General features: G+C 75.3%; 13 protein-coding genes. 4 read left to right on the top strand and 9 right to left on the bottom strand.

The features are described from left to right. Positions 1-102: 102 nt before the first annotated feature. The 6 genes from glmS to QOZ88_RS02575 all read right to left on the bottom strand — a co-directional run bounded on the left by glmS (position 103) and on the right by QOZ88_RS02575 (position 5,921). Complete coding sequence (gene glmS, locus QOZ88_RS02600; RefSeq protein ID WP_305998231.1) at positions 103-1,980, bottom strand: glutamine--fructose-6-phosphate transaminase (isomerizing); 1,878 nt, start codon at positions 1,978-1,980, stop codon at positions 103-105. A 79-nt stretch (positions 1,981-2,059) separates the two neighbouring features. Continuing rightward, positions 2,060-3,406, bottom strand: coding sequence for a phosphoglucosamine mutase (glmM, locus tag QOZ88_RS02595; protein WP_305998230.1), 1,347 nt, complete (start codon positions 3,404-3,406; stop codon positions 2,060-2,062). Between the two features lie 19 nt (positions 3,407-3,425). Further along, the gene (rpsI, locus tag QOZ88_RS02590) at positions 3,426-3,845 is read right to left on the bottom strand and encodes a 30S ribosomal protein S9 (protein ID WP_166531810.1); all 420 of its coding nucleotides are present in this window, start codon (positions 3,843-3,845) and stop codon (positions 3,426-3,428) included. Further along, positions 3,842-4,285: a 50S ribosomal protein L13 gene (rplM, locus tag QOZ88_RS02585; protein WP_091929078.1), complete on the bottom strand. Its 444-nt coding sequence runs from the start codon at positions 4,283-4,285 to the stop codon at positions 3,842-3,844. Before rplM ends, rpsI begins: the two co-directional genes overlap by 4 nt. A 144-nt stretch (positions 4,286-4,429) precedes the next feature. Next, positions 4,430-4,918 carry a beta-class carbonic anhydrase gene (locus QOZ88_RS02580; RefSeq protein WP_305998229.1) on the bottom strand — a complete coding sequence of 163 codons (489 nt, stop codon included), beginning with the start codon at positions 4,916-4,918 and terminating at the stop codon, positions 4,430-4,432. Continuing rightward, positions 4,911-5,921, bottom strand: a complete 1,011-nt coding sequence (locus tag QOZ88_RS02575; RefSeq protein WP_305998228.1) for a PfkB family carbohydrate kinase — start codon at positions 5,919-5,921, stop codon at positions 4,911-4,913. Before QOZ88_RS02575 ends, QOZ88_RS02580 begins: the two co-directional genes overlap by 8 nt. Before the next feature lie 60 nt (positions 5,922-5,981). Between QOZ88_RS02575 and moeA the strand changes: the two genes are divergently transcribed. Genes moeA through QOZ88_RS02560 form a run of 3 tightly spaced genes read left to right on the top strand, consistent with a single transcriptional unit; the run spans position 5,982 to position 8,151 of the window. Next, positions 5,982-7,184 (top strand): molybdopterin molybdotransferase MoeA, encoded by a 1,203-nt coding sequence (gene moeA, locus QOZ88_RS02570; RefSeq protein ID WP_305998227.1) that lies wholly within the window; start codon positions 5,982-5,984, stop codon positions 7,182-7,184. After that, a complete protein-coding gene (gene moaC / locus QOZ88_RS02565; protein WP_305998226.1) occupies positions 7,181-7,654 on the top strand; it encodes a cyclic pyranopterin monophosphate synthase MoaC in 474 nt (157 codons plus the stop codon). Before moeA ends, moaC begins: the two co-directional genes overlap by 4 nt. Further along, positions 7,651-8,151, top strand: coding sequence for a MogA/MoaB family molybdenum cofactor biosynthesis protein (locus QOZ88_RS02560; RefSeq protein ID WP_305998225.1), 501 nt, complete (start codon positions 7,651-7,653; stop codon positions 8,149-8,151). Before moaC ends, QOZ88_RS02560 begins: the two co-directional genes overlap by 4 nt. A gap of 12 nt (positions 8,152-8,163) precedes the next feature. Here the strand turns inward: QOZ88_RS02560 and QOZ88_RS02555 are convergent, their stop codons facing one another. The 3 genes from QOZ88_RS02555 to fdhD all read right to left on the bottom strand — a co-directional run bounded on the left by QOZ88_RS02555 (position 8,164) and on the right by fdhD (position 10,400). Then, positions 8,164-9,177 carry a hypothetical protein gene (locus QOZ88_RS02555; protein ID WP_305998224.1) on the bottom strand — a complete coding sequence of 338 codons (1,014 nt, stop codon included), beginning with the start codon at positions 9,175-9,177 and terminating at the stop codon, positions 8,164-8,166. Next, positions 9,174-9,500 (bottom strand): PadR family transcriptional regulator, encoded by a 327-nt coding sequence (locus tag QOZ88_RS02550; RefSeq protein WP_305998223.1) that lies wholly within the window; start codon positions 9,498-9,500, stop codon positions 9,174-9,176. Before QOZ88_RS02550 ends, QOZ88_RS02555 begins: the two co-directional genes overlap by 4 nt. A 69-nt stretch (positions 9,501-9,569) precedes the next feature. Then, positions 9,570-10,400 carry a formate dehydrogenase accessory sulfurtransferase FdhD gene (fdhD, locus tag QOZ88_RS02545; RefSeq protein ID WP_305998222.1) on the bottom strand — a complete coding sequence of 277 codons (831 nt, stop codon included), beginning with the start codon at positions 10,398-10,400 and terminating at the stop codon, positions 9,570-9,572. Positions 10,401-10,440: 40 nt separating this feature from the next. Between fdhD and mobA the strand changes: the two genes are divergently transcribed. Next, positions 10,441-11,031: a molybdenum cofactor guanylyltransferase gene (mobA, locus tag QOZ88_RS02540; RefSeq protein ID WP_305998221.1), complete on the top strand. Its 591-nt coding sequence runs from the start codon at positions 10,441-10,443 to the stop codon at positions 11,029-11,031. Positions 11,032-11,034 lie beyond the last annotated feature (3 nt).

Here is an 11,034-nt window from a genome sequence, read left to right as displayed (position 1 = left end):
CTGCCGTCTACCCGCCGTCCTGGCTCACCGCAGCAGGTCCTGGCTCACCGTCGACACTGAGCCAGGACCCCCGACGACCAGGTCACCTGATCAACAGGGAACTCACTCGACGGTGACGCTCTTGGCGAGGTTGCGCGGCTGGTCGACGTCGTAGCCGCGCGTGTCGGCGATCTCGCAGGACAGCACCTGCAGCGGCACCGTCGTCACCACCGGGGCCATGAGCGTCGGCGTGCGGGGCACCCGGATCAGCTCGTCGGCGAAGGGGACGACGTCCTCGTCGCCCTCCTCGGCGATCACGATCGTGCGCGCCCCGCGGGCCCGCACCTCCTGGATGTTGGAGACGACCTTGCCGTGCACCGAGTTGCGGCTGCGCGGCGAGGGCACGATGACGACGACCGGGGTGCCCTGGTCGATGACGGCGATCGGCCCGTGCTTCAGCTCGCCAGCCGCGAAGCCCTCCGCGTGGATGTAGGCGAGTTCCTTCAGCTTCAGCGCCCCCTCGAGCGCCACCGGGAATCCGACATGCCGGCCCAGGAAGAGAATCGTGTTCGCGTCGGCCAGCGACCGGCCCAGCGCGCGCACCGGCTCCATCTGCTCGAGCACCCGCTCCACGGCGTCGGGCAGCTGCCGCAGGTCCTCGACGATCGCGGCGATCTCGTCCTCGTACTTGACGCCGCGCACCTGGGCCAGGAAGAGCCCGACGAGGTAGCAGGCCACGATCTGGGCGAGGAACGCCTTGGTCGAGGCGACCGCGATCTCGGGGCCGGCGTGGGTGTAGAGGACGGCGTCGGACTCGCGCGGGATGGTCGAGCCGTTGGCGTTGCAGATCGCCAGCACGCGGGCCTTCTGGTCCTTGGCGTGCCGCAGCGCCATCAGGGTGTCCATGGTCTCGCCCGACTGGCTGATGACGACGACGAGCGTGGACCGGTCCAGCACCGGGTCGCGGTAGCGGAACTCGCTGGCGACCTCCACCTCGACCGGGATCCGGGTCCAGTGCTCGATGGCGTACTTGGCGATCAGGCCGGCGTGGTAGCTGGTGCCGCAGGAGACGACGAAGATCTTGTCGATGTCGCGGAGCTCCTGGTCCGACAGCCGCACCTCGTCGAGGACGAGCTCGCCGTCCTCGCTCAGCCGGCCGAGCAGCGTGTCGGCGATCGCCTGCGGCTGCTCGGCGATCTCCTTGAGCATGAACCAGTCGTAGCCGCCCTTCTCGGCGGCGGCGGCGTCCCAGTCGACGGTGTAGGCCTTGGGCTCGACGCTCCCGCCGGAGAAGTCCGTGACGGTCAACCCGCGCGTGCGGTCGATCTCGACCACCTGGTCCTGGCCGAGCTCGCGCGCCTGCTTGGTGTGCCCGATGAACGCGGCGACGTCGGAGCCCAGGAAGTACTCGGCGGTGCCGTCGCCGGCCTCCCCGATGCCGACCACCAGCGGGCTGCTGCGCCGGGCGGCGACGAGGGTGTCGGGCTCGGCGACGTGCGTGACGACGAGGGTGAACGCGCCCTCCAGCCGCCGGCAGACCGCGCGCATCGCCTCGGCCAGCCGGCCGGGCCCCTCCGGCGTCGACCCGTAGACGGCGGCCAGCAGGTGGGCGACGACCTCGGTGTCGGTCTCCGAGCTGAACTCCACACCGGTGGCCTCGCACTCGGCCCGCAGCGCGGCGAAGTTCTCGATGATCCCGTTGTGGATCACCGCGACCGTGCCGTCAGCGGAGACGTGCGGGTGGGCGTTCCGGTCGGTGGGGCCGCCGTGGGTGGCCCAGCGCGTGTGCCCGATGCCGATCGTCGCGGCCGGGAGCGGCTGGTCGGCCAGCACCTTCTCCAGGTTGGCCAGCTTGCCGGCCTTCTTCGCCGAGCTCAGCGCGCCGTCGGCGACGACGGCGATGCCCGCGGAGTCGTACCCGCGGTACTCGAGCCGGCGCAGCCCCTCCAGCACGACGGCCAGAGCGTCCTGGGGGCCGACGTATCCCACGATGCCGCACATTGGTCCGAGGGTACCGGGGACCGCGCCCCGTCCGTTCCCGCACGCGGAGGCACGGCTCCGAAGGGTGAGGCCGGTGGGGTCAGCCGACCGCGGCGACGACGGCCGCGAGCCGCTGCGCGACGGCGTCGGCCTGATCCTGCGTGGGGGCCTCCACCATGACGCGGACCAGCTGCTCGGTGCCCGAGGGCCGCAGCAGGACCCGGCCGGTGTCGCCGAGCTCGGCCTCCACCGCGTTGACCGCGGCGGCGACCTCGTCGCTGGCGGCCACCGCGAGGCGGTCGGAGACGGGCACGTTGACCAGCACCTGCGGCAGCCGCTGCACCACGGAGGCGAGCTCCGCCAGCGAGACGCCGGTGCCTGCCATCCGGGAGAGCAGGGCCAACCCGGTGAGCAGGCCGTCGCCGGTGGTGGCGTGCTCCAGGAAGACCAGGTGCCCGCTCTGCTCCCCGCCGAGGCTCAGGTCGTGCGCGCGCAGCGCCTCCAGCACGTAGCGGTCACCGACCGCCGTCGTGCTCACCGAGATGCCGGCGTCGCGCATCGTGTGGTGGAAGCCGAGGTTGCTCATCACCGTGGCGACGACGGTGTCCGACTTCAGCGCCCCGCGCTCGTGCAGGTCGAGCGCGCAGATCGCGAGGATGGCGTCGCCGTCCACGACCTCGCCGTCGGCGGTCACGGCCAGGCACCGGTCGGCGTCCCCGTCGTGGGCCAGCCCGATGTCGGCGCCGCGCCCCCGGACGGCTTCGACCAGCAGCCCGAGGTGCGTGGACCCCACGCCGTCGTTGATGTTCCAGCCGTCGGGCTCGCAGCCGATGGCGTGCACCGTGGCCCCCGCGCGCCGGTAGACCTCGGGGGCGGCGGCCGCAGCCGCGCCGTGCGCGGCGTCCACGACGACCGAGACCCCGCTCAGCGGACGGTCGACGGTCGAGAGCAGGTGCTCGACATAGGCGTCGGTGCCGTCGGCGAGCGCGCTGACGCGGCCGATGGAGCTCCCGGTGGGGCGGTGCCCGTCGGAGGAGCCGGAGGTGACGGTCCGCTCGATGGCGGCCTCGAGAACGTCGGGCAGCTTGTGCCCACCGCGGCTGAACAGCTTGATGCCGTTGTCGGGCATCGGGTTGTGGCTGGCCGAGATCATGACGCCGAGGTCGGCGCCGCTGCGGCCGGTCAGCCAGGCCAGCGCCGGGGTCGGCACGACCCCGGCGAGGAGGACCTCGGCTCCGGCGCTCGCGAGACCCGCGACGACCGCGGCCTCGAGCATCTCCCCGCTGGCGCGGGGATCGCGGCCGACGACCGCGACGGGACGCGAGGTCCCGTCGCGGTCGGCGAGCACTCCTGCGGCGGCACGTGCCACCGAGAGGGCCAACTCCGGCGTGAGGTCGGAGTTGGCCCGACCCCGGACGCCGTCGGTCCCGAAGAGTCTCCCCCCCATGGACGACGCCGCCGTACCGTCAGCGCTTGGAGTACTGGGGCGCCTTGCGGGCCTTCTTGAGCCCGTACTTCTTGCGCTCCTTGACCCGCGGGTCGCGGGTCAGGAAGCCGGCCTTCTTGAGGGCCGGGCGGTCCTCGGCCTCCACCTCGATGAGGGCGCGGGCGATGGCGAGGCGCAGCGCGCCGGCCTGCCCGGTGACGCCGCCACCCTTGAGGAGGCCGACGACGTCGTACTGCTCGGCCTTCTCGAGGGTCACGAACGGCTCACGGATGAGCTGCTGGTGCACCTTGTTCGGGAAGTACTCCTCGAGGGTGCGGCCGTTGAGCTTGAACTGGCCGGTGCCGGGGAGCAGCCGCACGCGGACGACGGCCTCCTTGCGACGGCCGACGGTCTGCACCGGACGCCCCTCGGCGTCGGTCACGGTCAGTGCGCTGGTCACTGGGCCACCTGCTTGATCTCGTAGGTCTGGGGCTGCTGCGCGGCGTGCGGGTGCTCCGGGCCGGCGTAGACCTTGAGCTTCTTCAGCATCTGCCGACCCAGCGTGTTGTGCGGGAGCATGCCCTTGATGGCGCGCTCGATGACGCGGTCGGGGTGCGTGCGCAGCTGGTCACCCACGTTGATGGTCTTGAGACCACCCGGGTGGCCGGAGTGCCGGTAGGCGAGCTTGTCGTCCCGCTTGGACCCGGTCAGGGCGACCTTGCCGGCGTTGACGATGACGACGAAGTCGCCGACGTCCACGTGCGGGGCGTACTGGGGCTTGTGCTTGCCGCGCAGGAGCTGCGCGGTCTGGCTGGCCAGTCGACCGAGCACCACATCGGTGGCGTCGATGACGTGCCAGGCCCGGGCGACCTCGCCGGGCTTGGGCGTGTACGTGCGCACGGCGCGCGTCCTCCGTCGTCGTCGGGATGGCTGGTGGGATCGCCTCGCCGAGCACGGGAGACGGATCTGCACGCGCGGCACCAGCCGGCACGCGCGCCAACCGGGCACGATACCAGCAGCGTCGAGGCGGCTCCCCGCCCGCGCTCAGACGACGGTGCGCAGCCGTCCGGTGTCGACGTCGTAGACCGTTCCCCGCACCTCGGCGGCGAGCAGGTACGGGGACTCGCGCACCAGCCGCATCGACTCCCGGACGTCCTCCTCGACGTCGGCGAAGGCGCGCATCGGCCACGGCGGGCGCTGCCCGGTCGCCTGCTCGACCTGGTCGGCGAAGGCGGCCTCGTCGGCCCCGGCCAGGCCGCAACGGGTGTGGTGCACCAGCACCACCTCGCGGGTGCCGAGCACGTGCTGGGAGATGGCGAGCGAGCGCAGCACGTCGTCGGTCACCACACCGCCGGCGTTGCGGATGACGTGCGCCTCACCCGGCACCAGCCCCAGCAGCCGGTAGACGTCCATCCGGGCGTCCATGCACGCCACCACGGCCGCGCCCCGGGAGGGGCGTGCCGGCCCACCGAGCCCGGGGGCCTGCCCCGCCCAGGCCGCGTTCGTCTCGAGCATCCGGTCGATCTCAGCCACGACCGGACGATAACCGGGCGCCGTGCCGGTCGCGCTCCCGGTCGATCACCTCGGCCAGCGCCGCCGGGTCCAGCGCCGGCCGGCCTCCTGCGTGCGCCACCGTCGAGGCCGCCGCCGCGGCGCCGAGCCACGCTGCCTCCTCCGGACCGCCCCGGCCGCGCAGCGCCGCGACGAGCGCGGCTACCCAGACGTCCCCGGCACCGGTGGGGTCGACCGGTGGGCCGCCCAGCCGCGGCACGAGCAGCTCGCCGTCGGTCCACGCCGGGTCGACCTCCCCGATCCCCGCTGCCGCACCGGGCGCGGGGCCTGCGCGCCACGCCACCAGGTCGCCCTGCTCGCCGACCGCCAGCGCCACCAGCCGGGGACCCGCCGCGAGCAGCCGCGCGGCGGCGTCCCGCGCGTCGTCCAGCCCGGACAGCCGCCGGCCCACCAGGAGCTCGGCCTCGGCGGCGTCGGCCCGGACGACGTCCGCGCGCCCGAGCACCGCGTTCCGGGTCGCCTCGTCCTCCGGTGCCCCGTCGGCCACGACGAGCGCCGTCCGGGGTACCCGCTCCAGCGCCGCGCGCACGGCCGCGCCCGGTTGCTGCAGCTGGAGGCTCAGCACCTGGCAGCCCGCGACCGTCCCCCCGGCGGCGCCCACGTCGGCGGGGGTGAGCAGCGCACCGGGCGGGACGTCCTCCACCAGCCGTCGCCGGCCGCCGTCCTCGACCAGGTCCAGCAGGAGCGCGGTCGGCGTGCCCGGCCGCGGAACGACGCAGGAGACGTCGATGCCGTCGGCTGCCGCCTGCGCCAGCACGTCCCTCCCCGCGGTGTCGTCCCCGACGACGCCGACCAGCGCCACCGGGACACCGAGCTGCACGAGCGCGACCGCCTGGTTGGCCCCCTTCCCGCCGAGCAGCTCCGCGCGGCCCGTGGCGGAGGCCGAGCCGCCGGCCTCCGGCACCGCCGGGAGCCGCAGCACCAGGTCGCGGCCGACCTGCCCCAGCACGACGACCGCTGCCATGCACGCACCTCCCGCCCACCGCCGCTGTCGGGTGTGCGGCGATGGGCGAGGATGTGCCCCGTGCGGACGGTCGAGGAACACCAGGCAGCGGTGAACGCCCTGCTGCGTGCCCTGCCCGAGGAGACCGTCCCCCTGGCCGAGGCGCACGGCCGGGTGCTGGCGCGCGACGTCGTCGCCGAGGTGCCGCTGCCCGGCTTCGACAACTCGGCGATGGACGGTTACGCGGGCCGGTGGGCCGAGCTCGCCGGCGCAGACGGCGGCCCGGTGCGGCTGCCGGTGGCCGAGGACATCCCCGCCGGGCGCACCGACGTCGTCCCGCTGGCGCCGGGCACCGTCCACCGCATCATGACCGGGGCCCCGCTGCCCCCGGGCGCGGACGTCGTCGTCCCCGTGGAGCTCACCGACGGCGGCACCGACGTCGTGGAGATCCGCGACCGGCCCGCGGCGGGGAGCCACCTGCGGGGCGCCGGTGAGGACATCGCCGCCGGCACCGTCGCACTCCGCGCCGGCGCCCCGCTCGGCGCCGCCCAGCTGGGCCTGGCCGCGGCGGTGGGCGTCTCGGAGCTCGTCGTGCGGCGCCGGCCGCGGGTGCTCGTCCTCTCCACCGGCAGCGAGCTCGTCGCGCCGGGGCAGCCACTCGCGCGCGGCCAGATCTACGAGTCGAACTCCGCGCTGCTGGCCGCCGCGGTGGAGGAGGCCGGGGGCGTGCCGCGGCGACTGCACTTCGTGCCCGACGACGTCGAGCAGTTCCTCGCCACCGTGCGCGCCGAGGTGGCGACAGCGGACCTGCTGATCACCAGCGGCGGCGTGAGCGCCGGCGCCTACGAGGTCGTGAAGGACGCCTTCCGCACGCTCGGCACGGTCGAGTTCGGCAAGGTCGCGATGCAGCCCGGCGGCCCCCAGGGCGCCGGCACCGTCGACGGCGTCCCCGTGGTCACCCTGCCCGGCAACCCGGTCAGTGCCTTCGTCTCCTTCGAGGTGTTCGTCCGCCCGGCGCTGCGCCGCGCCCTCGGGCACACCGCACCCGACCGCCTACGGGCGCCGGCGCGGCTGTCCGGGCCGCTGCGCTCCCCCGCAGGCCGCCGCCAGTTCCTGCGCGGCCGCTACGACGGCGGCGAGGTCTCCCAGGTCGGCGGGCCCGGCTCGCACCTGGTCGCGCACCTGGCCCGCGCCAACTGCCTGGTCGTCGTGCCCGAGGACGTCACCGAACTGCCCGCCGGCGCCTCCGTGGACGTCGTGCTGATCGAGGGAGCACTCCAGTGAGCGAGCCGCGTCTCACCCACGTCGACGAGTCCGGCGCCGCCCGGATGGTCGACGTCTCCGCGAAGACCGTGACCGCCCGCGAGGCCACCGCCGCCGGCCGGGTGCTGGTCAGCCCGGAGGTCGTGGGCCTGCTGCGCGGCGAGGGGGTGCCCAAGGGCGACGCCGTGGCCGTGGCGCGGATCGCCGGCATCGCCGGGGCCAAGCGGACGCCGGACCTCGTGCCGCTGTGCCACCCGATCGCGCTGCACGGGGTCACCGTCGACCTCGAGGTCGCCGACGACGCCGTCGAGATCACCGCGACCGCCCGCACCGCCGACCGCACCGGGGTGGAGATGGAGGCGCTCACCGCGGTCACCGTGGCCGGGCTGACCATGATCGACATGGTGAAGGCGGTCGACCCGCGGGCGGCCATCACCGACGTCCGGCTGCTGCGCAAGTCCGGCGGCAAGAGCGGCGAGTGGACCCGGTGACCGCCCCGCTGCCGCCGGACGCCCGCGCGATGGTGCTCACGGCCTCCAACCGCGCGTACGCCGGCGTCTACGACGACCGCAGCGGCAAGGCCCTCGCCGACGGCCTCGCCGAGCTCGGGTTCGACGTGGAGGGGCCGCACGTGCGGGCGGACGACGCGACCGAACTGGAGGCCGTGCTCCGCAACGCGGTCGACGCCGGGTTCGACGTCGTGCTGACCACCGGCGGCACGGGGCTCTCCCCCACCGATGTCACGCCCGAGGCCACCCGCGCGGTGCTGGAGCGGGAGGCGCCGGGCATCGCCGAGGCGGTCCGCCGCTACGGGGCCGAGAACGGGGTGCCGACGGCGGTCCTCTCCCGCGGCCTGGCCGGGACGGCGGGGCGCACGCTGATCGTCAACCTGCCCGGCTCGACCGGCGGGGCGAAGGACGGGCTCGCCGTCCTGGCGCCGCTGCTCCCGCACGTGGTCAGCCAGCTGCGCGGCGGCGACCACAGCTGACCGCCGCGGGGATCAGCGGCTCCGGTCGCCGGTGGCCCCGGCCGGCAGCGCGCGCACGTGCCGGACACCGGACGACCCGGTGACCAGGACCGTTCCGGCGACGAGGACCAGCCCGGTGACGACGACGGCCCGGTAGCCGGCCACAACGCCGTAGGCCAACTGGCCCGCCAACGACGGGAGCAGCGCGACGCCCAGTGCGGCGACGCCCAGCCGCCCCACCGCCGTCGCCGAGGGGCGGGACAGCACGGCCGCCCCGGCAGCGACGAGCGCCACCACCCACCAGCCGACCGGCTGGCCCAGCGCCAGCAACCACGCCCCCGGCTCGCGCTCCGGCCTCGAGGCGGCCCACCCGGCCGTCGCGACGACCGGCCCCAGGAGGGTGACGAGGGCCGGGACGACGACCTGCCACCGGGCCCGCGGGGGCACCGGCTCGGCGGGCACGAGCACGGCCGCGAGCAGCGGCACCGCCCACGTGACCAGCGACAGCACCGCCGGCAGCGTCGTCGGCCCGCCGAGCCGCAGCGACGTGGCGAGCACCAGGCCGAGGAGGGCTGCGACGGCGAGCGGCCGGGCGGTCGCCGCACCGCGGACCAGGCACACCGCCAGGGCCACGAGGAGGACGTCCACGACGTACCCGAGGGCCGCCTCCGGACCGAGGAGCAGCGGCCCGGGGAGCTGCGGGGCGGGCACACCCGGCACGAGGCCGTGGACCCACGCCGCCATGGCCAGGCCGACCAGGCCCTGCGTCGCCAGCGCGACGCTGCCCGTCAGTGCGACCAGGCGCACCGTCCGCCCAGCTGCCACGGCGCGCAGCGTCGCCCCCGGTGCCCCCAGGTGCAGTCGAAGCGCCAGCCGCAGGACGTCGAGGCGGTCGGCCGGCGTGGGGCTGCCGAACTCGGCGTACTCCGGGTCGTCCCGGGTGGTGGCCGCCAGGTACGTCCCGACCATGTCGTCGGCCCACCGGGACCGGGCGGGCTCCGGGAGGAGGCGCAGCAGCCGCCGGTACCGCTCCTCGAGGGGGCTCATGCCGGGCGCACCGCCAGCCGCCCCCGGACAGCGCGGGCGTTGGCCTCCAGGCGCGCCACCTCCGCCTCCAGCACCTGCCGGCCCGCGCCGGTGAGCCGGTAGTACCGGCGCACCCGCCCGGCGTGCACCTCCTCGCGCTCCGGCTCGATGGCCCCCTCTGCCACCAGCCGGTCGAGCACCCCGTACAGGGTGCCGACCCGCAGCCTCACCCGCCCGCCGGAGAGCTGTTCCACCTCGCCGATCACGCCGTAGCCGTGCCGGGGCCGGTCGGCGAGCGCCGCCAGCACGAGGAAGGCGGGCTCGGTGAGCGGCCGTGCGGTCACCGCCCCAGGCTAGCGCCTCATGCATCGGCTGGCGATGCATCGGCAGGCGGGTGCTGCCGAGCGGTACGCCTATGCGGGCAGTTCGATCCGCTCGGTGCGGGTGTAGACGTTGCAGCCGTCGCCGCGCAGGAAGCCGACCAGGGTGATGCCCACCTCGCGCGCCAGCTCCACCGCCAGGGACGACGGTGCCGAGACCGCGGCCAGCACCGGGATGCCCGCCATGGCCGCCTTCTGGGTCAGCTCGAAGCTGGCCCGGCCGCTCACCATCAGCACCTGCCCGGCCAGCGGCAGCCGGCCCTCGCGGACGCCGTCGCCGATCACCTTGTCCACGGCGTTGTGCCGCCCGACGTCCTCCCGCAGGGCGCGCAGCTCCCCGTCGGCGGTGAACAACCCCGCGGCGTGCAGCCCACCGGTCTTGTCGAAGACCTGCTGCGCGGCGCGCAGCCGGTCGGGCAGCGCCAGCAGCACCTCCAGCGGCAGCTCCACCGCGTCGGCGGCGACGTCGAAGGAGGTCTTGGTGCGGATGGCGTCGATGCTCGCCTTGCCGCACACGCCGCAGGAGCTGGAGGTGTAGAAGTTCCGCTCCAGGCCGGTGTCGGGCACCGGCACGCCGGGCGCGAGGTCGACGTCCACGACGTTGTAGGTGTTGCGGCCGTCGGCGTCCACGGAGTCGCAGTAGCGCAGACCGGCGACGTCGTCGGCCCCCCGGATCACGCCCTCGGTCGCCAGGAACCCGTGCACCAGGTCGAAGTCGTCGCCGGGCGTGCGCATCGTGATCGCGAGGGCGGTGCCGCCCAGCCGGATCTCCAGCGGCTCTTCCGCGGCGACCGTGTCGGGCCGGGTGGTGTGCTGCGGACCGCGGATGCGCAGCACCGGGGTGCGGCTGGTGACTCGTCCCACGCGGGCGACGGTACCCATGCCGCGCGCCTACGGTGACGGTGTGGACCCGCTGACCCTCTACTCGGCCGTGGTCCTGGCCGGTGGCCGGGCCGAACGACTCGGCGGGCAGGCCAAGCCCCAGCTGCGCGTCGGCGGCCGGACGCTGCTCGGCGCCGTCCTCGACGCGGTGGCCGACGCGCGGCGGCGGGTCGTGGTCGGACCCGCGCAGGAGGTCCTCGCCGGCGTCGTCCTGACCCGCGAGACGCCGCCCGGCGGGGGGCCGGTCGCTGCGCTGCGCGCCGGTCTGGAGCACGTGGACACCGCCACCGTCGTCGTCCTCGCCGCCGACCTCCCGTTCCTCACCGCCGACCTCGTCGGAGAGCTGCGCCGGCGGCTGCGCCGCGACGGGGTGCTGGTGGTCGACGACACCGGCCGCGACCAGTTCCTGCTCGGCGCCTGGCGCACCGCGGCGCTGCGCGCGGCCGTGGCGGACCCGGCCGGCCCCCGGGCGCTGCACCGGGTGGTGTCCGGGCTCGACGTCGACCGCTGGTCCCCGCCGGTCGAGCCAGGACGGCCCGCTCCGTGGCTGGACTGCGACACCCCCGAGGAGCTGGCGCGGGCGCGGGCGGTAGCGGGGATGCCTCCCGGGTAGGGC

The organism is Blastococcus carthaginiensis, from assembly GCF_030731085.1.
Lineage (GTDB): Bacteria > Actinomycetota > Actinomycetes > Mycobacteriales > Geodermatophilaceae > Blastococcus > Blastococcus carthaginiensis.
Note: the sequence above shows the minus strand (reverse complement) of the source record. Positions and strands in the feature narration are given on the sequence as shown.

What these genes read in the sequence shown, in the direction of transcription:
- QOZ88_RS02575 (WP_305998228.1), bottom strand. Translation starts at nt 5,921, where the DNA reads ATGGCAGCGGTCGTCGTGCTGGGGCAGGTCGGCCGCGACCTGGTGCTG.
- glmS (WP_305998231.1), bottom strand. Translation starts at nt 1,980, where the DNA reads ATGTGCGGCATCGTGGGATACGTCGGCCCCCAGGACGCTCTGGCCGTC.
- QOZ88_RS02555 (WP_305998224.1), bottom strand. Translation starts at nt 9,177, where the DNA reads ATGAGCCCCCTCGAGGAGCGGTACCGGCGGCTGCTGCGCCTCCTCCCG.
- glmM (WP_305998230.1), bottom strand. Translation starts at nt 3,406, where the DNA reads ATGGGGGGGAGACTCTTCGGGACCGACGGCGTCCGGGGTCGGGCCAAC.